Origin of the sequence: Pelagibacterium limicola (assembly GCF_015694405.1) — a bacterium.
GTDB lineage: Bacteria > Pseudomonadota > Alphaproteobacteria > Rhizobiales > Devosiaceae > Pelagibacterium > Pelagibacterium limicola.
Map to the genome: position 1 here is coordinate 258,989 of NZ_JADQDB010000001.1, position 23,529 is coordinate 282,517.

Consider the following 23,529-nt stretch of genomic DNA (forward strand, 5'->3'; position numbering starts at 1 on the left):
GTCGTCACTTCACCGGCTGCCGCAAAACCGTCCTGAGCTTGACCGCCGCGACCTTGCGCGGGTCCGATAGATAGATCTCGTGGTGCCTGCCCGTCATCGTCAGCCCCTTTGCCGGTATGAACGCGTTATGCAGCTCGGCCAGCACCGGCGTTTCGTCGTCGTAGGAGCCCGTATGCAGCACCTGCACCGCACGCCCCTCCTCAAGCACCTCCACCCGCATTTTCCCGAGCGCGGGCGGCGCTTTTTTCTTTGCCACCTTGTTGATTGCCGCATCGATCATCTTCGGGCCAATCCAGTCGGGGACCATGAGCATCATCGTCCATTTCCATTTGGATTTCTCCCGCGTGAGAAATGTCGACATATCGTCGGCCCACCACAGCCCTTCGAGCGGCGGTACGACATAGTCCCGCCCCAACTCGGACTTGCTCGCGAACTTTATGGCATAGGCAACGGAATAGAGCGTCTCGACCGCGTCGGCGTAGGCCGCGGCTGTGTTGGGATCGCCCTCGCCATCGATCATGAGGAACCGCATCGGCGGCACATCGACGAAATGAAAGCCCTGCCGGGCGCCCGGCGCATAGAGGGACTTGAGGGTCTTCTTGAAATCGGTCTTGTCCGCCATCCTCCACCCTGCAATTTTGCCGCACCGCCCCTTGCGCGGACTCGCCTCCGCGCCTATTTCGCGAGTGAACCGTTTATCGGGACCAAAGACAATGTTCGATATCGACAAGATCATCACCGCCCTAAAGACCGATCCCAATCTTCAGCGGGCCGCCGGCACCGGAGCGGCCGGGCTGGCCGCGGGAATGCTGCTCGGCGGCGGCGGCGTCAAAAAGCTCGTCAAATATGGGGCGCTGGCCGCCATCGGTTCCATCGCCTACAACGCGTGGCAGAAGAGCCGGCAGCCTGGAGACTTCACCCCCGTCGAAACCCCACCGCCTGGACCGTTCATGCCCGCGCCTTCGGAGGAAACCGCGAGGGAAGACCTCGCCAAATCGCTCGTGCGCGCCATGATTGCTGCGGCCAAGGCCGATGGCGGCATCGATGCGGAAGAAAAGGAACGCATCTTCGCCCGTCTTGAGGGCATGAACCTTTCCGCCGCCGAAAAGGCCTTTGTCTTTGATGAACTGTCTTCGCCGCTCGATATCGAGGCCGTCCTCCGCGGCGCGGACACTCCCGAGCACGCGGCGGAAATCTACGCCGCCTCGCTAGTCGCGATAAACGGAACGCGACCCGAGGAACTGCGGTATCTCGAAACCCTCGCGAGCCGCCTCAATCTTCCCGACGCGCTCGTCTCGGAAATTCACGCCGCAGCAACACAATAATCCCGGGAACCAAACTGCCGGTCCGAGGGTTACCACTGATGCAACGTTAGGGGGGTCTGCACCATGACCTATCTTGACCCGAGCCATCCACGCAGCCGTAACGACGCGACCCGCTGGATCGTACGCATTCTCGCGACCGCTGGCATCCTTGCGTTCGGCTGGTTTGCGCTGACCGTCGGAACCGGTCCTACCGGATCCCCGACAATCGTTCAGGAACCGGTCAACGGCGGCCTCTAGGACATCTGCCGAAATCGCGGAAATCGCTTGGTGCCCGAGCAGTCTGGGCCCGGTCCCGAAAGCTGGTTATTTCTTTCCGCTACGCTTGATCGACTTGATCGCCAGGGGCGGCATACCGGATTTTTGCGAGATTTCGCGGTCCTGGTCCATGATGGCGGTACGCGCCGGCTCGTCGCCGTCGAGCCCTCCGAGCAGGCTCGCATCTACCTTGCGGTTGGACCGCTGGCTACCGTCCTCATAAACAACGTCGAAAAGCACGTACTCGGTACGCACCGTCGGTTTCCTTGCCATAAGGCATGTCCAATTCTGCAATGAAATAAGCGAGATTGGCGCCCTTCTAGCGCCACGCCGTCAGGAAAGCAAATCCGATCAGGAAAACAGCGTCCGTCCCTGCTCCTTGACGATCTGCCGGCCCTTGCCGAGCGTCGCGGCAGCCGCGTCCTCCCTGGAGGAAAACTTGTCGGCCCGGATAAAGGAATAGGTCTTCAACTCCCCATCGATTTCCTTCTCGATGGTCCCCGCAATCTGGAACTCGCCCCCGGCCTTCATCAGCGTGGCCTTGATAACGAACCCCTCGAATTCCTCCTGGGCGTCCGGGGCAGCCGAAGCAGCACTTCCTGCATCCCCGCCTCCAAACAGCTTTTTCCAAAATGACATCGCATGCCCTCCGTCTGAAATACGAGGGGCGGCTCGAGGCCGCCCCAAACGCGCGAGATAGTATTAGTCCGATACGGCCTAGTTGTCCAAAAAGCTGCGCAGCTTCCGGCTCCGGCTCGGATGCTTGAGTTTCCGCAACGCCTTGGCCTCGATCTGGCGGATGCGCTCGCGCGTCACCGAGAACTGCTGGCCGACCTCCTCGAGCGTATGATCGGTGTTCATCCCGATCCCGAACCGCATGCGCAGGACGCGCTCCTCGCGCGGCGTAAGGCTCGCCAGCACCCGCGTCGTCGTCTCGCGCAGATTGCTCTGGATCGCCGCATCGATGGGCTGGATGGCGTTGGTGTCGGGGATGAAATCCCCAAGGTTGCTATCCTCCTCGTCACCGATCGGCGTTTCGAGGCTGATCGGCTCCTTGGCGATCTTCAAAACCTTGCGCACCTTGTCGAGCGGCATCTGGAGCTTTTCGGAAAGTTCTTCCGGCGTCGGCTCGCGTCCGATCTCGTGCAGCATCTGGCGCGAGGTGCGGACGATCTTGTTGATCGTCTCGATCATATGCACCGGAATGCGGATCGTGCGCGCCTGATCGGCGATCGAGCGCGTGATGGCCTGCCGGATCCACCACGTGGCATAGGTCGAGAACTTGTACCCGCGGCGGTACTCGAACTTGTCCACCGCCTTCATCAGCCCGATATTGCCTTCCTGGATCAGATCGAGGAATTGCAGGCCGCGATTGGTGTATTTCTTTGCGATCGAGATCACGAGGCGCAGATTGGCTTCCACCATTTCCTTCTTGGCAATGGCGGCTTCCTTCTCACCCTTCTGCACCTTGGAAACGATGCGGCGGAACTCGGCGATATCGAGCCCGGTTTCGGTGGCCAGCGTCTGGATTTCCGCACGCAGTTCATCGACCGTCGCCCGCTCCTTGGCCACGAAATCGGGCCAGCCCTTTTCGGACCGCTGGGAGACCTTCTCGGCCCAGTCGGGGTCGAGCTCGGAGCCGTAATAGGCATTGAGGAAGTCGTCGCGCTTGATCTTGTAGCCTTCGGCCAGCCGCAGCAGACGGCCCTCGTTGCGCACCAGACGCTTGTTGATGTCGTAAAGCTGCTCGACAAGGCTTTCGATACGGCTCTGGTTGAGCGAGAGCGATTTCACGTCCCGGATGACTTCGTCGCGCCACCCGTCGATCTTCCTGACCTCAGCCGCGTCCAGCGACTTTGCGGCAAGTTGGTCCTCGACGTGCTGGTCCTGCACCTTGCGCATCTTGCCATAGGTTTCGGCGATGCGGTTGAAGGTGTCGACGACCTGGGGCTTGAGTTCGGCTTCCATCGCCGAGAGCGAGAGATTGTTCTCGTACTCGTCGTCCTCGTCTTCTTCCTCGGGTTGAGCGGCTTCGCCGTCCCCGTCCTCCTCGTCGCCGTCGCTTGCAGCCCGCTTGGGCGCTTCGGCCTGCGGACGCGCGGAGGTAACCGGCGCCGCTTGAGCGGCCGGAGCGGCTGGAGCGGCTTCGTCCTCGTCCTCGTCGTCACCCGCCGTGGCATCCGCCATCTTGGCGTCCGGCCCGGCATAGGTGGCTTCGAGGTCGATAATATCGCGCAGCAGAATCTCGCCCTCGGCAAGCTGGTCGCGCCAGATGATGATGGCCTGGAAGGTCAGCGGGCTTTCGCACAGCCCGGCAATCATGGTCTCGCGCCCGGCCTCGATCCGCTTGGCGATGGCGATTTCGCCCTCGCGGCTCAAAAGCTCGACCGAGCCCATCTCGCGCAGGTACATGCGAACCGGATCGTCCGTCCGGTCCGAACCCGCTTTGGTATTGGACGTGGAGGCAACCGCGGTGCTGCCGCTGGGGGCCAACTCGCCACCCTCGTCGTCGCTCGTGTCGGCCTCGGCTTCCTCGACCTCGTCCTCATCGACGACATTGATGCCCATGTCCGAGAACATGGCCATGATGTCTTCGATCTGCTCGGAGGTCACTTCCTCTGAGGGCAGAACGTTGTTGATTTCCTCATAAGTGACGTAGCCACGCTTCTTGGCCGTCTTTATGAGTTTTTTGACTGCGGCATCCGAAAGGTCGAGAAGGGGCCCATCGGGGCCTTCGCTGCCGGCTTCGGGCTTATTGTCCTGTTCGGACTTGGTCTGGTGGGCAGACTTGATCGCCATAAAGTTGCTCTCCTGAGCCGCGCCGCTCGGGCGCCGGTATCATCCTTCGCGACGGATAGGACGGGTCAACTGGGCAAGGGACGCCATCAGGGTTAACAATTCGCTTCTCACCGCGAAAAATCCCCGATCATGGCTCGCTACCCCTCTAAAATTGCGCAGCGCATATACGCAAAAACGCGCCGACACGAAACACCCTTTTTCAAAGGCTCCGCGTCGCACGCCCGGATAACGAACCAAATCCCTCGATCAGCGCCTCTGTTCCATCGACACTGGAAATCTGGTTCTGGATGTCTCGCAGCCTTTCAAATGAATGTTCGCTCAGGTCTTCGCCTAGCGCCGTCTCGGCTGCTTTGAGTTCCCTATTTAGTCGAACCGATTTGTAATGCAAGGCCAGCGCGTGTTTTAATCCGGTCTCTGCGTCGATTTGTGCGGTATCGGCGTCCACCTGCCACACCCCCTGCCGGGCCAGCAGCGTCCGCATCCGCTCGAGGATCGGGCCGTGCCCCCGCGCGATCAAGGCCTCGTGCACGCCATTGGCGCCGAGATCGGGATGCACCGTTGCAAGATCGAGAAACGCCGCCAAAGCCTGCCGAGCGGGGAGCGATTGGAATTCGATTTCCGCCAGCGATTCCAGCCGCGATTGCGCCAGTTCGGGATGGTTCACCAGACTGAGGATGATCACCGCCTCGCGCGGGGTCGCATCCGGCGCCGCCCCGCTTTTCAGCAACCGCGAATTGCGCAAGGTATCGGAGACCAGCGTGCGCGGATTACCCCGCGGTCCGGACCTGCGCCCGTCATACCCCCCCTGCCCGCGGCGCTGCCAGTTGCCGCGCGCCCTAACGAACAGGGCCGAAATCTTCTCGTCGAACGCCTGGGAATAATGCCGCCGCACCGAAACGTCGGCAATCTGCGCTGCCCGCTCACGCAGTCGCGCCTCGAGCGCCGCACGCTGCTCGGGCGCTTCGGGTATCCCTGCGGCCGTCTCGATGGCCCACACCGCCTCGGCCAGCGGTCGCGCATTGGCGATGAGGTCCGCAAATGCCTGCCGCCCGCGCTGCTTGATGAGATCGTCCGGATCCAGCCCATCGGGAAGCGTGGCGATCGAAACGCTCTTGCCGGGCTTGAGCAGCGGCAAGGCCATGTCCACGGCCCGTTCCGCCGCCCGCAACCCCGCGCTGTCGCCATCGAAGCACAACACCGGAATATCGGTCATCCGCCACAACAGCGTCAGGTGGTCCTCGGTCAGCGCCGTGCCCATTCCGGCCGTCGCACCCTCGAACCCCGCCGCCACAGCGGCAATCACGTCGAGATAGCCTTCAACGACGATAATCGGCTTGCCATCGTACCCCGCCTGCCGGGCGGCCTGCCCGTTGTATAGGGTCTGGCGTTTGTGGAAGAGCTCGGTTTCCGGCGAGTTTAGATATTTCGCCGCCACGTCCGCCGAGAGCGCCCGCCCGCCAAAAGCGATCACCCGCCCCCGGAAATCGGAAATCGGAAACATCAGTCGGTTGCGGAACCGGTCATAGGGCACCGCGATGTCCTCGCCATGCACCACCAGCCCGGTATCGATCATGTCCTTGAGCGGAACCCCGTTTGCCGCAAGGAACTCTTTCAGCCCGTTCCGGCTGTCCGGCGCGAACCCGATCCGGAACCGCTGCTGCATTGCGGCGGGCACCGCCCGCTCCAGGAGATACCCCCGCGCCCGCGCGCCCACGTTATGCGCCAGCGCCTCGGTGAAATAGGTCGTCGCCAGTTCCATGACATCGTAAAGCGAGCGCCGCGCCTCTGCCCGCTTTTCCGCGCGCTCGTCCCGCGCAGGCATCGGCACGCCCGCCCGGCCCGCCAGCAACTCCACGGCCTCGGGAAAGCTCATCCCCGTCTTGTCGGTCAGGAACCGGAAATGATCCCCCGACGCCCCGCACCCGAAACAGTGATACCGCCCGCGCTTGTCGTCGGCATGAAAGGAAGGGCTCTTTTCGCCATGAAATGGGCAGCACGCCCACATGTCGCCCTTGCCCGGCTGGCTCTTGCGCTTGTCCCAGACAACATGCTCCCCCACCACCTGCGTAATCGGCAGGCGGTTGCGGATCTCGTCGAGAAAAGCATCGGAAAAGCGCATGGGCCTTAGGTAAGCACCAACACGCCAAAAGTCACCATGTCAGGCGTTTTCCACAGACCCCGCCGGCGATGACATGCGCCAGCGACTATTCGGGAACCGGCGCGCCTCCCAACCCGACTTCATTGCCATCCGGATCCCTATAGAGTGCCTTGCGAACGCCGTTACGATATGTAACGCGCTCGGTCGGCTCGACGCCACGCTGGGCAATTCGCGTCACCCAATCTTCGAAATCATCGACGAATATCGTCAGGACAGAATGGCCGGCATGGTCGGCGTTCTGGTCGATAAAGACACTTCTGTGCTCTTCCAGTTCCCAGACAACTTCAGTGTCCGATGCAACAAAACTTGGCCCGGACCCGAACAATTGTGCATACCACTGTTTGGCAATCTCGATGTCACGAACGTAAATGCCTGCATACATGTCGAGTGGCACGGGACATTCTCCTTGGTTTCGTCAGCCTCCATTACGGCAAGACGATTGGGCAGGGAAATTGTCGACACGTTGGAGCCAAGTTTCTGCAGCAATTTGTGCATAGAGATGCGATACAGAACTATCCCCCCAGCGCCGCCTTCACCTGCTTGGATGCCGCGCCGAAATCGATCTGCCCGGGATACTTCGCCTTCAAGACACCGATTACCTTGCCCATGTCCTTGACGCCCTCGGCGCCCGTCTCCGCGATCGCCGCCTTGATCGCGGCATCGACTTCCGCCTCGTCCATGGCCTTGGGCAGAAACTCCTGGATGATGGCGATTTCCGCGCGCTCCTTGGCCTCGAGTTCGGGCCGGGCGTTCTCGGCATAGATCGCCGCGGACTCCTCGCGCTGTTTCACCATCTTTTGTAGCAGTGCCAGAATATCCTCGTCGCCCACCGACTTGCCTTCGCCGCGTGCTGCGATGTCGCGATCCTTGATCGCGGCGCTGATCATCCGCAGCGTGGAGGTGCGGGCTGCGTTGCGAGCCTTGAGAGCGTCCTTCATTGCAGTATTGATCGTCTCGCGCATGATCGAAATCCTTCCTCGAAATGACTTGCCCGAGCATATACCCCACGTCCCGATGAAAGCCAATTGCCGCGACAATTCATCAACCCATTGATATCAAACGATTTCCAGCGCCCAGATCGCGGTTGACCGCTGCCCGGCCTTGAACTAGTTTCCGCCCAACCCATTATTAGGTACGACCCATGGATTCCCCCGGCCTCAGTCGCCCGGCGGTTTCCCCGCGCCAAGAGCACCGCAAAACGCCAAGGAGCACCCCATGTCCGGTTGGCAGGAAACGCCCCCCTCCGCAGTCCTCATCCTGCGCGATGGCACCCGCCTCGAAGGCCACGGCATCGGCGCTATCGGCATGGCTGCCGGGGAAGTGTGCTTCAACACCGCGATGACCGGTTACCAGGAGATCCTAACCGATCCCTCTTATGCCGGGCAGATCATCACCTTCACTTTTCCTCACATCGGCAATGTCGGCACCAACGATGAAGACATCGAAACCGTCAACATGGCCGGCGCGTCCGGCGTGCGCGGCGCGGTGATCAAGGCCGATATCACCAGCCCGTCCAACTACCGTGCCGCCGAAAAGCTCGACGCCTGGCTCAAGAAGCGCGGCATCATCGGCATCGCCGGGCTCGACACCCGCGCCTTGACGGCGCTGATCCGCGAAAACGGCATGGCCGATGCCGTCATCGCCCATGCTCCCGACGGCAAGTTCGACGAAGCCGCCCTGCAGGCCGAGCTTGACGCCTTCCCGGGCCTTGAGGGCCTCGATCTAGCCAAGGAAGTTTCCACCACCCAGACCTACCGCTGGGACGAAACCCGCTGGCGCTGGGGCGAGGGCTACGGCACCGTCGAGAACCCGGAATTCCACATCGTGGCCATGGATTTCGGTGCCAAGCGCAACATTCTGCGCTGCATTGCCGATCAGGGCGCGCGGGTCACCGTCGTTCCTGCCACCGCCTCAGCCGAAGACGTTCTCGCGCATAACCCGGACGGCATCTTCCTCTCCAACGGACCCGGCGATCCGGCCGCGACCGGCGAATATGCCGTGCCGACCATCCGGGCGCTCATGGAAACCGGCAAGCCCGTTTTCGGCATCTGCCTGGGCCACCAGCTTCTGGGCCTCGCGCTGGGCGGCAAGACCCAGAAGATGCATCAGGGCCATCACGGCGCCAACCACCCCGTCAAGGACCTCACCACAGGCAAGGTCGAGATCACCTCGATGAACCACGGTTTTGCCGTCGACCGCGACAGTCTCCCCGCTGGCGTCGTCGAAACCCATGTCTCTCTGTTCGATGGTTCGAATGCTGGCCTTGCCGTTGAAGGAAAGCCGATCTTTTCGGTGCAGTACCACCCCGAAGCCTCCCCCGGCCCGCATGACGCCCACTACCTCTTCACGCGGTTCTTAAATCATGTCCGGGAGCAGAAAGGCGTCGCCGCGGAAGCCGAATAGGGATCAGGGGCAGGCCACCGCCCGCCCCTGTCGAAGGAAGTAAGAGTTGGGCAGATGCCTGTCGTCGTGCGCCAGCCACCCGTCCCACGTTCTAGTTCGTCACGTCCACTTCGACGTCGGGCACATTGACGGCGGGCACCTCGATCTCGAGTCTCCCGCCCTGTCCGCCCGTATTGGCATTCACAAACCAGATAATGCCGATAATGACGACGACGCCGATGAGGATGGCGGCAATCAACCCGCCGCTTCCGCCTCCGCCGTCGTTTACGACAACCGTTTCACGTTCACGTTCGACCATGTGTCCAATTCCTTTTGCACTGGCCCCTTGACGCGAAAACGGAGGGAGGGAACGAAAGTTCCTAGCGCCCATTGACGCCAGCGGCAGGAGGTCGTCCAATCCTTGGGCGAGAGGAGAATGCTATGGCCGAGCCGGGCGCCTCTGACCCCTTTGCGGTCTACAACCAGCCGCCGCTCCGTGACGGGATCGACCTTTGGCACGCGGACCCTCTGTTGCGTTCCGGGGTTGCCGCCTTTTCTCCAGATTTCGCACCGGGCGTAATGGGCTTTGCCGCGACCCTTGGCCAGCCCGGCACCGTTGCTGCCGGCCATAGCCTCGCCACCAGCCAGCGTCCGGTTCTCCAACGCTTCGACACCGGCGGGCGGCGCATCGAGACCGTCGCCTATCCCGACGCCTATCATGCCTTCATGACCACCGGCATGGGAGCCGGGTATGCCGCCCTTCCTTGGACCGCCAGCGAAAGCGGCCACGCCGCTCACGCCGCGATGGTCTATCTCATGAGCCAGGTCGAGCCCGGCGTCTGCTGCCCCATGACCATGACCTATGCGGCGGTCCCGGCCCTCCTCAAGGGCGAGGGCCTCGCTGCCGATCTCGCCCGCCGCGCCATGAGCGCCCGATACGACCCGGCCGATGTTCCTGTCCCCCAGAAACAGGGCGCGACCATCGGCATGGCCATGACCGAGAAGCAAGGGGGTTCGGACGTTCGCGCCAACCTCGCACAAGCCGAACCCGGCGATGGCGGCTTTTTCCTCTTCGGGCATAAATGGTTCTGCTCGGCTCCGATGTCCGATGCGTTCCTGACCCTTGCCCGGCGCCCGGAGGGACTCTCCTGCTTTGTCGTTCCCCGCCGTCTTCCCGACGGCACGCTCAACGCCATCCACCTGATGCGGCTCAAGGACAAGCTGGGAAACCGCGCCAACGCCTCGGCCGAAATCGAATATCATGGCGCTTATGCGCAAATGCTCGGCGAGCCCGGCGATGGTATCCGCACCATCCTCGAAATGGTCCACCACACGCGCCTCGATACCTCCATCGCGCCCGCCGGCCTCATGCGCCGTGCGCTCGTTGAAGCCCATTACTGGGCAAGACATCGTTCCGTCTTCGGCGCGCCCCTCATCGATCAGCCCTTGATGCGCAACGTCCTTGCCGACCTTACGCTCGAATGGGCCTCGGCCTTCCTCCTCGCCATGCGCGTCGCCCGCGCCTTCGATGCGGCCGGGAGGGATCCCGGCGAACACGCCTTTGCCCGCCTCGCCGTGGCACTCGCCAAATATTCCAACAACAAGGCCTGCCCGGCTGTGGTTTGCGAGGCGATGGAGTGCCTGGGCGGCATGGGCTATGTCGAGGATACCCCCGTGCCCTGGCTCTATCGTGAGGCCCCCCTCAATGCCATCTGGGAGGGCTCGGGCAATGTCGTCTGCCTCGATGTCCTACGCACGCTTTCAAGATTGCCCCGTTCGGCAGAAATCCTGCTCACCGAACTCGAATCCGCTCGCGGCGCTCATCCCGATTTTGACACTGCCCTCGTGGCGCTGAAGGATCGCCTTGTCTCCCCGATCGCCGAGGCGGACGCCCGTTATCTTACCGGACAAATGGCGCTTCTCCTCGCCACCGCCCTGATGATCGAACATCATCCGGGCCCGATCGCCGAGACGTTCGCCGCCACCCGCCTGGGCAACGCCAAAGGCCCCACATTGGGCGCCTTCAGCCGAACGGTCCCAGTGGACGCCATCCTTACAATTGTGGAAGCGGGATAAGTGAACCCCGGAGCTTCCCGTTTCTGTTTCAACGAGAACGGAAGGGTTTGGACGAGAAATGCCGCGATACGCTCACCCCCACGCCCGCAACAGCGGCCCATCCCACCCTGCGACCGGATCGGTCTGCGGCACCGGGACTTTCGCAATCGTCTCATCGGCCTGCGGCCGCTCGCCCTCCTCTCCCTTGAGGAGATCGTAGTCCTGGCCCGGGGGATAGGCCCCCACCATCATGAAATCCTCGCTCGCGCTTTCGCACATATGCGCGACCCCCGCAGGAATCACCACGACATCCCCGGCCTTCACCGCCAGCGTTTCCCCATTCGGCCCACCGAACCTGATCCGGGCTTCCCCCCGGGCACAACCCAGCGCCTCGTGTGCACTCGAATGATAGTGGTGGAAATCGTAGACCGTGTACCGCCATTGCGGGGGCCAGCCACTGGCGTCGAACATCTGCTCGACGGCCTCCGGCGTTACCGCTTCTCCGGTGATGGCCTGTGCATAAACGATCAGCGGTAGCCGGTTGTTGGGAAACCGCCCGTCATCGGCAAAAAAGTGCTGGCTGACCTTGGCGACATTGCCGCGCATTCCGTCTCTCCTCTCGCTCTCCGATGCCCCCGAATGCTCCAGTTCCCCACCGGTTCCACACCGGATCAATAGTTATTTGACCAATCGGTCAAACTTTGTCTAACTTTCATCATCGCGTCACGGTGTCGTCACGCAAGAACGGCAAGTGGGGCAGCTCGGCTGTCGCCGCGCGCGGCACAAGGCCACGAGCACCACAACCAGCGTCCATCAGGAGGGACATCATGAAACTGTTTGGATCCATTTCCCGCCGAGCCTTCCTCGCGGGATCGGCCAGCGTCGGCGTATCCGCCGTCGTCATGCACCCGTTTGCAGTCATGGCACAGGCCCGCCAGGCCCATCTCCGCATCCTCGAAACCACGGACATCCACGTCAACGTCGTTCCCTACGATTATTTCGCCGACGCTCCCGACGACACCTTGGGCCTCGCGCGCACGGCTTCGATCATCGATGACATCCGGGCCGAAGCCGGCAATGCGATCCTCCTCGACAACGGCGATACCATCCAGGGTAGCCCGATGGGCGATTATGTCGCCTATGAACGCGGCGTTGACGGCGAGAACGTCCATCCTACAATCGCGGCGATGAACGCGCTCGGTTATGATGCTGCCACCATTGGCAACCACGAGTTCAACTACGGCCTCGAATTCCTCGAAGCCTCGTTCTCTGGTGCCGGCTTCCCGGTCGTCCTCGCCAACGTCATCCGCGGCACCGAATTGGGCGCTACCCCGCTCGAAGACGACACGCTCTACCCGCCCTACATCATCATCGACAAGGAACTGGTCGATGGCGCGGGCGAAACCCATACCATCCGTATCGGCATCATCGGCTTCACCCCGCCCCAGATCATGATGTGGGACGCTGGGCACCTTGAAGGCCGCGTTGCCGTACGCGATATCGTTGAGACTGCCGAGGCTTGGGTCCCGCGCATCCGCGAGGAAGGTGCCGACATCGTCGTGGCACTCTCGCACTCGGGCATTTCGGGCGAATACCAGACCACCGGCGAAAACGCCTCGCTCCAGCTCGCCGGCGTCGACGGCATCGACGTCGTTCTCACCGGCCACCATCACCTCGTTTTCCCCGGTCCCGACTATGACGGCATTGAGGGTGTCGATATCGAAGCCGGCACGCTCAACGGCAAGCCTGCCGTCATGGCCGGGTTCTGGGGCAGCCATATGGGCCTCGTCGACCTGCTGCTCGAAGTCGGCGATGACGGCACCTGGTCCATTCTCTCCCACACCTCCGAGGCGCGCCCGATCTACAATCGCGTCGATGGCGCGATCGTTCCGACCGTGGGGGACAATGATGCGGTGCTCGCCTCCGTCGAGGAGCCGCATCGGGAAACCCTCGATTATGTCCGCCGCCCCGTCGGCGAAACCGCGGCCCCGCTCCACTCCTATTTCGCACTTGTCGCCGACGATCCATCCGTCCAGATCGTCAACATCGCGCAAACCGCCTATCTCCAGCAGATGCTGGCCGGCACCGAATATGAAGGCCTGCCCATGCTCTCCGCCGCCGCCCCGTTCAAGGCCGGCGGACGCGGCGGCCCCGCTTACTACACCGACGTTCCTGTCGGCCCCGTCGCCATCCGCAACGTTGCCGATCTCTACCTCTATCCCAACACGTTCAAGGCGGTGAAAATCACCGGCGCGGACGTCAAGAACTGGCTTGAACGCTCCGCCGGCATCTTCAATCAGGTGACCCCCGGCGAGGCCGACCAACCCCTGATCGATTCCACCTTCCCGTCCTACAATTTCGACGTCATCGACGGGGTAACCTACCGGATCGATATCACCCAGCCCTCGCGCTACAGCGCCGATGGCCGTGAGGAGATCAACCCGGGCGCCAGCCGCATCGTCGATCTCATGTACAACGGCGCGCCCATCGATCCCGATCAGGAATTCATCGTCGCCACCAACAACTACCGCGCTGGCGGCGGCGGCCGCTTCCCTGGCATCGGCCCCGACAAGATCGTCTTCGAAGGCCCCGATACCAATCGCGACCTGATCGTGCGCTATATCGTCGAACAGGGCACCATCAACCCGGCCGCGGACAATAACTGGTCGCTGGCCGAAATCGGCGGCACCACCGTCCTCTTCGAAACCGGCCCCGCCGGCGCCGAACATCTGGGCGACGTCACCGCCGTCTCCATCGAAGCCACCGGCGATACCAGCGAAGCCGGCTTCGGCATCTACCGCATAACACTCTGACCCGGCTACAGGGCCGGACCCCTCCGGACCGGCCCTGTGCTTCCTGCCTCTCACCCGTTCGCTTGCGTTAAAGCGTGAAGACTCTGGGGTCAGGACCTAGATCGCCACTGAATAGGTGTCGCACGCGCTGACGTCGCCGCTCTCATATCCTCGGCTAAACCAAGCCTGCCGCTGCGCCGATGTGCCATGCGTGAATGTCTTGGGGATGGCCATCCCCTGCGTCCGCTCCTGGATCGTGTCATCCCCGATCTGCTCGGCCGCATTCAGCGCTTCCTCGATATCTCCGCTCTCGAGGAGATTTTGCTGCCCCGCGTAATTGGCCCAGATCCCCGCATAGCAGTCCGCCTGCAATTCGATCCGCACCGAATAGGCATTGACCTCCTCGGTGCTCATCCGCTGCCGCGCCTGATTGAACTGGGTCAGCACCCCGGTAAGCTGTTGCACGTGATGCCCGATTTCGTGCGCGATAACATAGGCCTGCGCAAAATCCCCCGGCGCTCCGAACTCCCGGTGCAACTGCTCGTAAAATGAAAGATCGATATAAACGCTCCGATCGGACGGACAATAAAAAGGCCCTGTCCGCGCATCTGCCAGCCCGCAGGCCGACCGATCCTGCCCCGAAAACAGCACCACCGTCGCCGGTTCGTAGGTCATGCCGTTCTCGGCAAAAACCTGATGCCATAAATCCTCGGTCTCCTGCACGACCACCGCGACGAAATCTGCCAGCTCGTCCTCGCCCTCCGCCGGCAATTGCTGCGAGCTCGACGCCGCCGTCCCGCCCGTCGGCCCCACGCTTCCGTCAAGCAAGGTCAACGGGTTGATGCCGAACACCATGCCGATAATGATGATTATGACAACCGCGCCAACGCTCAGCCCGCCCCCGCCGCCCATCCGGATCCCGGGCGACCGCCCCGGGCCCAACATTCCGCCCCGCGCACCGCGCCGGTCCACGACATTGCCCGAACGCTTCCGACCCGACCATTTCATCTTGTGCAATCCCTTGCTTACAGGCAATCTCACGCCCGCCTTGCAAATGCTCTATACATTCGCCGGTTCCCGATCCATCCCGACAAAAAGCACCATGCCCGCTCCCCATATCCGCCCCGCCACCGCCGAAGACCTGGCCTTCATCGTCAACCTCATAGAGGCCGACGGCATGGTCGGTTCGACCGAGGATACCGCCAACCCGCAAGGCCCCGGCTACATGGCCGCCCTCGCGGCCATCGAAGCCGACCCCAACCAGCTCCTGCTGATCGCGGAACTGGATGGCCAGCCCGTCGGCACCTTCCAATTGACCTTCACCCCCGGCATCTCCCGCAAGGGCGCCTGGCGCTGCACCATCGAGGGTGTCCACGTCTCCCCCGAACACCGCAACAAAAAGATCGGTGAAACCATGATGGTATGGGCAGTCGAAACCGCCCGCGCCCGCAATTGCGTCATGGTGCAACTGACCTCCAACAAAGCCCGCACCAACGCCCACCGCTTCTACAACCGCCTCGGCTTCAAACAGAGCCACGAGGGTTTCAAGCTGATGCTCGGCTAGCCGCCATATCGCCCGCCCGGGCCGCGTTGAAGGATGCAATGATGTCGCCCGCCTCGGGCCGCGTCCCGCCAGCTAGGTGCCCGATCCATTCCGCCGTCGTGCAGACCGCCGCGAACCGCGCCTGCATTACAACGAGAACCACCCGGTGAATCTCCTCGGCAGTGGCGAACCCGGCACTGTTCGCATAGGGAACCGTTCCGGTGGCGTCCGACAAAACCTCCACCGTAAAGCCCATATGCAAGGCATGTACCGCGGTCGAGAAATCGCAATTCTGCGTCATATATCCGACGATACTCACCGTATCGATTGATCTCTCGCGCAGCCATTCTTCGAGCCCCGTACCGGTAAAGGCCGAAGGTAGGCGCTTGTCCATCACCACATCGGCGTGCCGCCGCGCAATTTCGGGGTGAAGGTCCGCCCCTTGCGTTCCCTTGGCAAACACCGGCGCCGCCTCCGGCAGGTCCATGCGGATCACGATCACTGGAAGCCCCGCACCGTGCGCCGCATCCATAGCCGCCGCAACATTGGGCAGTGTCTCGTTAAAGGGCGGATGCTGGATTGCCAGCGCGCCTCCGGCGTCATAGTCGTTCTGCACATCCACCACGATCAGGGCGCGTTTCGGAGTCTGGGTCATCTGTATCTCCTTTCAGAAACCGCACCCCTTGTCTCATACCCTCCGCGTTGACAGTGATTGGCTCAATTGCCTATCTTCGAAATAATCAGGCCAAATCGGATCGCTGCTCGTGCGTGTCGTGACCTTCGCTTTTTCGGGCATGTCCCCGTTTCATCTCTCGGTTCCAGGGCTGATCTTTGAAACCGAACGCAAGGCCATCGGCCTGCCACACATCGACTACGCCCTGGCGTCGCTAGACGGGAACGATGTCAAACTGCCCAACGGTCTGCTGATGCGCCCTGCCGGGGACGTAACCCTTCTGGCCCAGGCGGATCTTGCGATAATTCCCAGTTGGACCGATCTCGACGGCGCGATTCCCCAAGCATTGGTGGATGCCTTGAATGACGTGGTAAATTCGGGTGGCCGCGCCGCTGGCCTCTGCCTCGGAGCCTATGCGCTGGCGGGCGCCGGTCTGCTGGACGGCAAAGAGGCCACTACGCATTGGAGCTGGGCGGATCATTTCAGCAACCGCTTCCCCGAAGTGCGGGTAAGACCTGATATGCTCTACGTCGAATCCGGCCTCTGCCTCACATCGGCCGGCGTCGCCGCCGCGCTCGATGCGTGCCTCCATCTCGTCCGGACAACCTATGGCGAAACGGTCGCCGCCCGGCTGGCGCGCGCCATCGTCATGGCACCGCACAGGTCCGGCGGTCAGGCGCAGTTCATCGAGCGCCCCGTGCCGCAACAGCCTTCCGACAAACAGCTCGCCGCCGCTCTTGACCGGATCGGCAAGGACGCCGGCCTGCGCTGGTCCCTCGATTCCGCCGCCGATGCCGCCGGCATGAGCCGCCGCACGTTCACCCGCCGCCTCAAGGCACAGACGGGACAATCGTTCAGCGATTGGCTGGCGGAACGCCGGGTGAGCCTTGCCTGCGAGATGCTCGAACGCACCGGCCTTTCGGTCGATGCCATTGCCGAAACGTCCGGGCTCGGCAGCCCGGCAAACCTGCGGACCCGCTTCGCCCGCTATACCGGCCTCACGCCAACCGAGTGGCGCGCCCGCTTCGCCGCCCGCTGAATACGCGCCTCACGTAAACACCAGCGGATCGGGCCCCGTCCGCCCATCCGCCGTATCGAGCGCCGCGATCCGCTCCATATCCTCTCCATCGAGCGCGAAATCGAACACGTCGAAATTCTCCGCCAGCCGCGCCGCATTCGCCGTCTTGGGAAAGAGGATCAGCCCCTGCTCGATATGCCAGCGGATCACGACCTGCCCGGGCGTCTTCCCGTGCTTTTGCGCAATCGAAACGATCGCCGGATCGCCCAGCACGTTCCTCTTCCCGAGCGGCGTCCAGCTTTCGATGGCAATGCCCTTGTCCGCATGGACCGCCCGCAAATCGCGCCTCTGGAAGCGCGGATGCAACTCGATCTGGTTGACCGAAGGCACCACCCCCGTCTCCCCGATGATCCGCTCCAGATGGTCGGGATTGAAATTCGATACCCCGATGGACCGGATGCGCCCTTCTTCCCTGAGCCGGATAAACGCCTTCCAGCTCTCGACATACCGATCCACCCGCGGCATCGGCCAGTGGATCAGGTAGAGATCGAGCACATCGAGCCCGAGCCGCTGCATCGTCCCGTCGAACGCGCGCAGCGTCTCGTCGAACCCGTGCTCGCCATTACGCAGCTTCGAGGTGACAAACACCTCCTCCCGCGCCAGCCCCGATTGCCTGACGGCCTCCCCCACGCCGCGCTCGTTCTCATAGCCCGCCGCCGTGTCGATATGCCGGTAGCCGAGCCGGAAGGCCTCCAGCGCAACGCCGGTCACCTCCGTATCGGAAAGCTGCCACGTCCCCAGCCCCATCTGCGGAATGGAAACGCCGTCATTGAGCGTTACGAATGTCTGCTCGGCCATAAGCCTTCTCCTCTACTTGATAATGTCGAAATCGGGCGCCGCGAGCTCGAACCCCTCGAAGCGGAACCCGGGCGACACCGTGCACCCAACGAGCGAGAACGCCCCAAGGCTCCGCGCCGCCTGCCAGTGCATCACCGGCACGATCGCCTGCGGCAATTCCCCAGCCAGGACGTCCGGCCCCAATCGGCGTTCGATCGCCGGCCCGGCCTCATCAGCTGCCACCGAAAGCACCAAAGGCGCCCCGGCATGGAAATGCCAGATCTCCGTCGCATCGATCCGATGCCAATGACTCCGTTCCCCGTCCCTGAGCAGAAAAAGAATGGACGTCCCGAATGCTCGCCCCTCCGCCGTCACCTGCTCATCCACCCAAACCTGCCGATACCACCCGCCTTCGGGGTGCTGCTCAAGCCTGAGCTTTTCGATGATTTCATCGGCTGTGCTTTCGCCCCGCATGTCGCCGTCTCCGCTCCTTCACAAAAAATCCCGCTTTATGCTGGAAATCCACCACCGCTTCGTCTAGAGAGACCGCCTAGCCAACAGAATCCCTGCCCCGTTCACCGCGCGACAGCTTCGCCCGCCGCGCGCCTGATGACGAGAGCCACCCGATGCCAAAACGCACCGACATCAAATCCATCCTCATCATCGGGGCTGGACCGATCATTATCGGCCAGGCCTGCGAGTTCGATTATTCCGGCACCCAGGCCTGCAAGGCGCTGCGCGAGGAAGGCTATCGCATCATTCTGGTGAATTCCAACCCGGCCACGATCATGACCGATCCGGACGTTGCCGATGCCACCTATATGGAGCCGATCACCCCCGAGGTCGTCGCCAAGATCATCGAGAAGGAGCGCCCCGACGCGCTGCTGCCCACCATGGGCGGCCAAACTGCGCTTAATTGCGCGCTCTCGCTCAACAAGATGGGTGTGCTCGAAAAATTCGGCGTCGAGATGATCGGCGCCACCGCCGAGGCCATCGACAAGGCCGAGGATCGCGAACTGTTCCGCGACGCCATGACGAAGATCGGGCTGGCCACGCCCAAATCCCGCCTTGCGCACAACACCATCGAATCCCTGCAGGCGCTCGAGGATATCGGCCTTCCAGCCATCATCCGCCCCAGCTTCACGCTCGGCGGCACCGGTGGCGGCATCGCATACAACCGCGAGGAATACCTCGCCATCTGCGAAAGCGGCATCGACGCCTCGCCCACCAATGAAGTCCTGATCGAGGAATCCGTCCTCGGCTGGAAAGAGTATGAAATGGAAGTTGTCCGCGACAAGAAGGACAACTGCATCATCGTCTGCTCCATCGAGAACATCGATCCGATGGGCGTCCACACCGGCGATTCCATCACCGTCGCTCCGGCCCTGACGCTGACCGACAAGGAATACCAGATCATGCGCGACGCCTCGCTGGCCGTCCTGCGCGAGATCGGTGTCGAGACTGGCGGTTCAAACGTCCAGTTCGCCATCAATCCCGAAGATGGCCGCATGATCGTCATCGAGATGAACCCGCGCGTCTCGCGCTCCTCCGCCCTGGCCTCCAAAGCCACCGGCTTCCCCATCGCCAAGGTCGCGGCGCGGCTGGCCGTCGGCTACACGCTCGATGAGCTCGAAAACGACATCACCGGCGGTGCAACCCCCGCATCGTTCGAGCCGACCATCGATTACGTCGTCACCAAGATCCCGCGTTTCGCCTTCGAGAAATTCCCCGGTGCCGACAATCGCCTGACCACCGCCATGAAGTCGGTCGGCGAAGCGATGGCCATTGGCCGCACCTTCCCGGAATCGCTGCAAAAGGCCTTGCGCAGCCTCGAAACCGGTCTCACCGGCCTCAACGAGATCGGCATCCCCGGCCTTGGCGAAGGCGACGACAAGAATGCAGTCCGCGCTGCGCTCGGCACCCCGACGCCCGACCGTCTGCTCTGGGTCGCCGAAGCCATGCGGCGCGGCTACGACCACCAGATGATCCATGAAGCGTGCCGCATCGACCCCTGGTTCCTCGAGCAGCTTCAATCCATCGTCGATACCGAAAACAAGGTCCGCGAACACGGCCTGCCCCAGACCGACGGCCAGATGCGGACGCTCAAGGCCATGGGCTTTTCCGATGCCCGCCTCGCCGAACTGTCCGGCAAGTCCGCCCGCGAGGTCATGGCCCACCGCCACAAGCTCGGCGTCAGGCCCGTCTATAAGCGCATCGACACCTGCGCCGCCGAATTCGCCTCCCCCACCGCCTATATGTATTCGACCTACGAGGCCCCCTTCGCCGGCACGCCTGCCGACGAGGCCCGCCCCTCGGACAAGAAAAAGATCGTCATCCTGGGCGGCGGCCCCAACCGCATCGGCCAGGGTATCGAGTTCGATTATTGCTGCTGCCACGCCGCCTTCGCGCTCTCGGATGCGGGCTATGAGACCATCATGGTCAACTGCAACCCCGAAACCGTCTCGACCGACTACGACACCTCCGACCGCCTCTATTTCGAGCCGTTGACGGAAGAAGACGTCATCGAGATCCTCACCACGGAACAGCAGAACGGCACGCTTCATGGCGTCATCGTCCAGTTCGGTGGCCAGACGCCTCTCAAGCTCGCCGCCGCCGTCGAACGCGCCGGCGTCCCCATCCTCGGCACCCAGCCCGAAAAGATCGATCTGGCCGAAGACCGCGACCAGTTCATGAAGCTCTTGAACCGGCTCGATCTCACCCAGCCTAAAAACGGTATCGCCTATAGCCTCGAACAGGCCCGGCTCGTTGCCGAAGGTCTCGGCTTCCCCATGGTTATCCGCCCCTCGAACGTGCTCGGCGGGCGCGCCATGATCATCTGCCACTCCGCCGAAGAGTTCGAGCGCTACGTGCAATCGACGCTCACCGAACTGGTGCCGCCCGACATCCGGCACAAATACCCCAACGACAAGACCGGCCAGATCAATTCGGTCCTCGCCGCCAATCCGCTCCTGTTTGACTCCTATCTCGAAGGTGCGACCGAAATCGACGTAGATTGCCTCTCGGACGGCACCGATGTGTTCGTCGCCGGCATCATGGAGCATATCGAGGAGGCCGGCATCCACTCAGGCGACAGCGCCTGTTCGCTCCCGCCGCGCAGCCTTTCGCCAGCAATCATTGCCGAGCTCAAGCGCCAGGCCACGGAACTGGCCCGCTCGCTCAAGGTCGGCGGGCTGATGAACGTGCAGTTCGCCTTGAAGGACGACACGCTCTACATCCTCGAAGTGAACCCCCGCGCATCGCGCACCGTGCCTTTCGTCGCCAAGGTCATCGGCTACCCGCTCGCCAAGATCGCCGCGCGCATCATGGCGGGCGAAAAGCTCGACGCCTTCGATCTCCAGGAGCGCGAGATCAAGCATATCGGCATCAAGGAAGCCGTCTTCCCCTTCGCCCGCTTCCCCGGCGTCGATACGGTTCTTGGCCCGGAAATGAAATCCACCGGCGAAGTCATCGGCCTCGACACCGATTTCGCTATCGCCTTCGCCAAATCCCAGCTCGGGGCGAATGTGAAGGTGCCAAAGGAAGGCACGGTCTTCATCTCTGTCCGCGACAGCGACAAAGCGGCCATCGTCGGTGCCGTCCGCGACCTCGCCAATGCGGGTTTCCAGATCATCGCCACCGGCGGCACCCAGCGCTATCTTGTCGAGCAGGGCATCGACTGCATCAAGATCAACAAGGTCCTCGAAGGCCGCCCGCACATCGTCGATGCCATCAAGAACAGCGATGTCCATCTCGTCATCAACACCACCGACGGCGCGAAGGCGGTTTCCGACAGCCGCGACATCCGCCGCGCCGCGCTGATGGCCAAGGTGCCCTATTACACCACCATCCCCGGCGCCAACGCCGCAGTCGAAGGCATCCTCGCCTATCGCGGCGGCAATCTCACGGTTAAGGCGCTGCAGGAATACTTCGCGGCGTAATCCCTCACGACCCGGCGGCGTCATATTTGCCCGCCGGGCCGGCTCATGGGCTGCCAATGGCCCTTTTTACTTCCGATCGAAGACGATGACGGGACGTTCGCCGCGAGCGTCCTGGTGGCCCCAGGCCGGCTTTCGACCCGCTAGGCCGAGACCGGGGACCAACCTCTCGAGTGGCATAAGTAGCACGCCTCGAAATAAGTTAACCCTCTATGAACTGTCTCATTGCAATACACCTTGAGAGGATTTATTCATAAAGAATTAACTAATGGGGGATCCTCAAAATGAAATCGCGGTTTCTGCTTTCAGTTGCCGTCTCACTTCTCGCCATGGGGAGCGCAATGGCTGCTCCTCCCGCATCCAAGCCGAACCAGCCCAATAATGTGACACCGGGTCAGAACGGTCAGGGCGGCGCGAATGGCTTTATCGACAGGACGTTCGAAGTCATTGTCGAGACGTCCAGCGAAGCCCAGTTTATGGGTATGAGCAACAAAACGCCGCCGAATGCGAATGCCGCTGCCAGCCAGGGCACCCGCACTGAAACGATCACCACCATCACCACGTACGACGTGGACGTGACCGGGCCGAACGGACAGCTCAAGGACTACGAACTTCCTGACAACTACGAGCTTCAGGAAGAAGGCGATAAACTCCCGGGTTGCGCGAATTGCGAAATCACCGATATCACCGAGACGGGCAGCGACAGCACTACGGAGATCACTGATCTTCCGGGCGCAAATCGTTAATACCGCTTTGCTTTGAAGCCTTCGATCCGCCAGCTGTCTGGCGGGTCTTTTTTTGGCCAATGGGTGCTCGGACCGTTGCCCTACTGCCCACTTCCAGCCTGTAAGGGTCAGCTGTGCGGCGCTTTGCCCATTGCCCTTGCTACAACCGCGTCGAAACGGCTGTCCATGCAAACGCTCAGATCCGTTGTCACGAACCGGCCGTCTATGAACAGGCTGAAGATCGTTGCGGGGGTGGGCGCCGACTGAGCGGCTTCCAGGCTGTCCAGCTTGATGATGTTCGCGGTCAGGTTCCGCTTCTCGCACGTCTCTCTGAGCGAGACGTTGACATGGTACTCGGAGAACGGACAGCGGTTGGAGTAGTAGACCGTAACCCCGTTCGAATCGGGACCGAGGCCGTTTATCGCGCTATCGCCGAACCGCGGTAGATCCGGCGAGACGGCGCCGTCGACCTCGAGCGCAAGCAGGGAAAAGCCGCTGTCGAGCGCGTCGACCTCCCGGAAGCCCTGCCGCAGCAACCACTCTCCGTCGCTCTGAAAATGCATTTTCTTCTTTCCCGCCACCGAGACCAGGCCATGGCGGCCCTGTTTCGCGACCTCATCCATGGCAGTCGCAAGTAGGGCTTTGCCGTGACCATGGCCCTTGAATTGGCCAGAGACCCAGAAGCAGCCCATCACCATCCATCCGGGTGCAACGACCGGCATCCAGGCGTGCTCGCTCGGACCATATTCGATGAAAACCTTGCCCCGCTCATCGAGGCGGCTGAACCGGTAGCCCCGGCCGTATTGCTCTGCCAGCCACTGCTTCTTGGCGGCATAACCATCGGCGCATTTCTTGTCCGAAATTGCACAACAGATTTGCTCTTTCGGCAGCGTGTCTGGCGTAAGGGTGATAATCGACATGCCGGTCTCCTTGCGGGCGATCCATGGCCCCAAGGATAATCCATCGGCTCACCCGGTCATTGACGTCGGTCAAAAATAACTGTTGCCAGCGCCCATCCGCCAGTCAATAACT

At 62.3% G+C, this 23,529-nt stretch carries 23 protein-coding genes; 9 read left to right on the forward strand and 14 right to left on the reverse strand.

Annotated features, from left to right (window positions below):
* Positions 1-4: 4 nt before the first annotated feature.
* The gene (locus tag I2G20_RS01260; protein WP_196257856.1) at positions 5-622 is read right to left on the reverse strand and encodes a GyrI-like domain-containing protein; all 618 of its coding nucleotides are present in this window, start codon (positions 620-622) and stop codon (positions 5-7) included.
* A gap of 91 nt (positions 623-713) precedes the next feature.
* Here I2G20_RS01260 and I2G20_RS01265 point away from each other — a divergent pair, with 91 nt between their 5' ends.
* A complete protein-coding gene (locus tag I2G20_RS01265) occupies positions 714-1,325 on the forward strand; it encodes a tellurite resistance TerB family protein (RefSeq protein ID WP_196257857.1) in 612 nt (203 codons plus the stop codon).
* Positions 1,326-1,388: 63 nt separating this feature from the next.
* Entirely contained in the window at positions 1,389-1,562 is a 174-nt protein-coding gene (locus I2G20_RS01270) for a hypothetical protein (protein ID WP_196257858.1), read from the forward strand.
* Between the two features lie 66 nt (positions 1,563-1,628).
* Here I2G20_RS01270 and I2G20_RS01275 read toward each other — a convergent pair whose 3' ends face one another.
* The 6 genes from I2G20_RS01275 to I2G20_RS01300 all read right to left on the reverse strand — a co-directional run bounded on the left by I2G20_RS01275 (position 1,629) and on the right by I2G20_RS01300 (position 7,502).
* Positions 1,629-1,853, reverse strand: a complete 225-nt coding sequence (locus I2G20_RS01275) for a hypothetical protein (protein ID WP_196257859.1) — start codon at positions 1,851-1,853, stop codon at positions 1,629-1,631.
* Positions 1,854-1,931: 78 nt separating this feature from the next.
* Positions 1,932-2,219, reverse strand: a complete 288-nt coding sequence (locus tag I2G20_RS01280) for an HlyU family transcriptional regulator (protein ID WP_196257860.1) — start codon at positions 2,217-2,219, stop codon at positions 1,932-1,934.
* Between the two features lie 78 nt (positions 2,220-2,297).
* Complete coding sequence (rpoD, locus tag I2G20_RS01285; protein WP_196257861.1) at positions 2,298-4,379, reverse strand: RNA polymerase sigma factor RpoD; 2,082 nt, start codon at positions 4,377-4,379, stop codon at positions 2,298-2,300.
* 199 nt (positions 4,380-4,578) lie between these two features.
* Positions 4,579-6,498 (reverse strand): DNA primase, encoded by a 1,920-nt coding sequence (gene dnaG, locus I2G20_RS01290; RefSeq protein ID WP_196257862.1) that lies wholly within the window; start codon positions 6,496-6,498, stop codon positions 4,579-4,581.
* Positions 6,499-6,583: 85 nt separating this feature from the next.
* A complete protein-coding gene (locus I2G20_RS01295) occupies positions 6,584-6,931 on the reverse strand; it encodes a VOC family protein (protein WP_196257863.1) in 348 nt (115 codons plus the stop codon).
* Between the two features lie 118 nt (positions 6,932-7,049).
* Positions 7,050-7,502 (reverse strand): GatB/YqeY domain-containing protein, encoded by a 453-nt coding sequence (locus I2G20_RS01300; protein WP_196258194.1) that lies wholly within the window; start codon positions 7,500-7,502, stop codon positions 7,050-7,052.
* A gap of 250 nt (positions 7,503-7,752) precedes the next feature.
* Here I2G20_RS01300 and carA point away from each other — a divergent pair, with 250 nt between their 5' ends.
* Positions 7,753-8,940 (forward strand): glutamine-hydrolyzing carbamoyl-phosphate synthase small subunit, encoded by a 1,188-nt coding sequence (gene carA / locus I2G20_RS01305; protein WP_196257864.1) that lies wholly within the window; start codon positions 7,753-7,755, stop codon positions 8,938-8,940.
* 91 nt (positions 8,941-9,031) lie between these two features.
* Here carA and I2G20_RS01310 read toward each other — a convergent pair whose 3' ends face one another.
* Positions 9,032-9,238 carry a hypothetical protein gene (locus I2G20_RS01310; RefSeq protein ID WP_196257865.1) on the reverse strand — a complete coding sequence of 69 codons (207 nt, stop codon included), beginning with the start codon at positions 9,236-9,238 and terminating at the stop codon, positions 9,032-9,034.
* A 122-nt stretch (positions 9,239-9,360) separates the two neighbouring features.
* Here I2G20_RS01310 and I2G20_RS01315 point away from each other — a divergent pair, with 122 nt between their 5' ends.
* Positions 9,361-10,995 (forward strand): acyl-CoA dehydrogenase family protein, encoded by a 1,635-nt coding sequence (locus I2G20_RS01315; protein WP_196257866.1) that lies wholly within the window; start codon positions 9,361-9,363, stop codon positions 10,993-10,995.
* A gap of 72 nt (positions 10,996-11,067) precedes the next feature.
* Here the strand turns inward: I2G20_RS01315 and I2G20_RS01320 are convergent, their stop codons facing one another.
* Complete coding sequence (locus I2G20_RS01320; RefSeq protein WP_196257867.1) at positions 11,068-11,580, reverse strand: cupin domain-containing protein; 513 nt, start codon at positions 11,578-11,580, stop codon at positions 11,068-11,070.
* A 221-nt stretch (positions 11,581-11,801) separates the two neighbouring features.
* Between I2G20_RS01320 and I2G20_RS01325 the strand changes: the two genes are divergently transcribed.
* Entirely contained in the window at positions 11,802-13,787 is a 1,986-nt protein-coding gene (locus tag I2G20_RS01325; protein ID WP_196257868.1) for a bifunctional 2',3'-cyclic-nucleotide 2'-phosphodiesterase/3'-nucleotidase, read from the forward strand.
* Positions 13,788-13,883: 96 nt separating this feature from the next.
* Here I2G20_RS01325 and ypfJ read toward each other — a convergent pair whose 3' ends face one another.
* On the reverse strand, positions 13,884-14,774 hold the full coding sequence (gene ypfJ / locus I2G20_RS01330; RefSeq protein WP_196257869.1) for a KPN_02809 family neutral zinc metallopeptidase: 891 nt from the start codon (positions 14,772-14,774) through the stop codon (positions 13,884-13,886).
* 94 nt (positions 14,775-14,868) lie between these two features.
* Between ypfJ and I2G20_RS01335 the strand changes: the two genes are divergently transcribed.
* The gene (locus I2G20_RS01335) at positions 14,869-15,330 is read left to right on the forward strand and encodes a GNAT family N-acetyltransferase (RefSeq protein WP_196257870.1); all 462 of its coding nucleotides are present in this window, start codon (positions 14,869-14,871) and stop codon (positions 15,328-15,330) included.
* On the opposite strand, the gene I2G20_RS01340 is transcribed toward I2G20_RS01335, so the two are convergent.
* On the reverse strand, positions 15,311-15,964 hold the full coding sequence (locus I2G20_RS01340) for a cysteine hydrolase family protein (RefSeq protein WP_196257871.1): 654 nt from the start codon (positions 15,962-15,964) through the stop codon (positions 15,311-15,313). The two genes, I2G20_RS01335 and I2G20_RS01340, sit on opposite strands and share 20 nt — an antisense overlap.
* Positions 15,965-16,073: 109 nt before the next feature.
* Here I2G20_RS01340 and I2G20_RS01345 point away from each other — a divergent pair, with 109 nt between their 5' ends.
* A complete protein-coding gene (locus I2G20_RS01345) occupies positions 16,074-17,021 on the forward strand; it encodes a helix-turn-helix domain-containing protein (RefSeq protein ID WP_196257872.1) in 948 nt (315 codons plus the stop codon).
* A 9-nt stretch (positions 17,022-17,030) separates the two neighbouring features.
* Here I2G20_RS01345 and I2G20_RS01350 read toward each other — a convergent pair whose 3' ends face one another.
* Together I2G20_RS01350 and I2G20_RS01355 are read right to left on the reverse strand one after the other, a co-directional pair.
* Complete coding sequence (locus I2G20_RS01350) at positions 17,031-17,858, reverse strand: aldo/keto reductase (RefSeq protein ID WP_196257873.1); 828 nt, start codon at positions 17,856-17,858, stop codon at positions 17,031-17,033.
* A 12-nt stretch (positions 17,859-17,870) separates the two neighbouring features.
* Positions 17,871-18,311 carry a cupin domain-containing protein gene (locus I2G20_RS01355; RefSeq protein WP_196257874.1) on the reverse strand — a complete coding sequence of 147 codons (441 nt, stop codon included), beginning with the start codon at positions 18,309-18,311 and terminating at the stop codon, positions 17,871-17,873.
* 152 nt (positions 18,312-18,463) lie between these two features.
* On the opposite strand from I2G20_RS01355, the gene carB reads away from it, so the two are divergent.
* Positions 18,464-21,775, forward strand: coding sequence for a carbamoyl-phosphate synthase large subunit (gene carB, locus I2G20_RS01360; protein ID WP_196257875.1), 3,312 nt, complete (start codon positions 18,464-18,466; stop codon positions 21,773-21,775).
* 281 nt (positions 21,776-22,056) lie between these two features.
* Complete coding sequence (locus I2G20_RS01365; RefSeq protein ID WP_196257876.1) at positions 22,057-22,518, forward strand: hypothetical protein; 462 nt, start codon at positions 22,057-22,059, stop codon at positions 22,516-22,518.
* A 107-nt stretch (positions 22,519-22,625) separates the two neighbouring features.
* Here I2G20_RS01365 and I2G20_RS01370 read toward each other — a convergent pair whose 3' ends face one another.
* Complete coding sequence (locus tag I2G20_RS01370) at positions 22,626-23,417, reverse strand: YoaP domain-containing protein (RefSeq protein ID WP_196257877.1); 792 nt, start codon at positions 23,415-23,417, stop codon at positions 22,626-22,628.
* Between the last annotated feature and the right edge of the window lie 112 nt (positions 23,418-23,529).

What these genes read in the sequence shown, in the direction of transcription:
- I2G20_RS01280 (WP_196257860.1), bottom strand. Translation starts at nt 2,219, where the DNA reads ATGTCATTTTGGAAAAAGCTGTTTGGAGGCGGGGATGCAGGAAGTGCT.
- I2G20_RS01260 (WP_196257856.1), bottom strand. Translation starts at nt 622, where the DNA reads ATGGCGGACAAGACCGATTTCAAGAAGACCCTCAAGTCCCTCTATGCG.
- I2G20_RS01365 (WP_196257876.1), top strand. Translation starts at nt 22,057, where the DNA reads ATGAAATCGCGGTTTCTGCTTTCAGTTGCCGTCTCACTTCTCGCCATG.
- I2G20_RS01350 (WP_196257873.1), bottom strand. Translation starts at nt 17,858, where the DNA reads ATGGCCGAGCAGACATTCGTAACGCTCAATGACGGCGTTTCCATTCCG.
- I2G20_RS01265 (WP_196257857.1), top strand. Translation starts at nt 714, where the DNA reads ATGTTCGATATCGACAAGATCATCACCGCCCTAAAGACCGATCCCAAT.
- rpoD (WP_196257861.1), bottom strand. Translation starts at nt 4,379, where the DNA reads ATGGCGATCAAGTCTGCCCACCAGACCAAGTCCGAACAGGACAATAAG.
- I2G20_RS01270 (WP_196257858.1), top strand. Translation starts at nt 1,389, where the DNA reads ATGACCTATCTTGACCCGAGCCATCCACGCAGCCGTAACGACGCGACC.
- I2G20_RS01320 (WP_196257867.1), bottom strand. Translation starts at nt 11,580, where the DNA reads ATGCGCGGCAATGTCGCCAAGGTCAGCCAGCACTTTTTTGCCGATGAC.
- I2G20_RS01340 (WP_196257871.1), bottom strand. Translation starts at nt 15,964, where the DNA reads ATGACCCAGACTCCGAAACGCGCCCTGATCGTGGTGGATGTGCAGAAC.
- I2G20_RS01310 (WP_196257865.1), bottom strand. Translation starts at nt 9,238, where the DNA reads ATGGTCGAACGTGAACGTGAAACGGTTGTCGTAAACGACGGCGGAGGC.
- I2G20_RS01355 (WP_196257874.1), bottom strand. Translation starts at nt 18,311, where the DNA reads ATGCGGGGCGAAAGCACAGCCGATGAAATCATCGAAAAGCTCAGGCTT.
- carA (WP_196257864.1), top strand. Translation starts at nt 7,753, where the DNA reads ATGTCCGGTTGGCAGGAAACGCCCCCCTCCGCAGTCCTCATCCTGCGC.
- I2G20_RS01370 (WP_196257877.1), bottom strand. Translation starts at nt 23,417, where the DNA reads ATGTCGATTATCACCCTTACGCCAGACACGCTGCCGAAAGAGCAAATC.
- I2G20_RS01325 (WP_196257868.1), top strand. Translation starts at nt 11,802, where the DNA reads ATGAAACTGTTTGGATCCATTTCCCGCCGAGCCTTCCTCGCGGGATCG.
- I2G20_RS01315 (WP_196257866.1), top strand. Translation starts at nt 9,361, where the DNA reads ATGGCCGAGCCGGGCGCCTCTGACCCCTTTGCGGTCTACAACCAGCCG.
- dnaG (WP_196257862.1), bottom strand. Translation starts at nt 6,498, where the DNA reads ATGCGCTTTTCCGATGCTTTTCTCGACGAGATCCGCAACCGCCTGCCG.
- carB (WP_196257875.1), top strand. Translation starts at nt 18,464, where the DNA reads ATGCCAAAACGCACCGACATCAAATCCATCCTCATCATCGGGGCTGGA.
- I2G20_RS01335 (WP_196257870.1), top strand. Translation starts at nt 14,869, where the DNA reads ATGCCCGCTCCCCATATCCGCCCCGCCACCGCCGAAGACCTGGCCTTC.
- I2G20_RS01275 (WP_196257859.1), bottom strand. Translation starts at nt 1,853, where the DNA reads ATGGCAAGGAAACCGACGGTGCGTACCGAGTACGTGCTTTTCGACGTT.
- ypfJ (WP_196257869.1), bottom strand. Translation starts at nt 14,774, where the DNA reads ATGAAATGGTCGGGTCGGAAGCGTTCGGGCAATGTCGTGGACCGGCGC.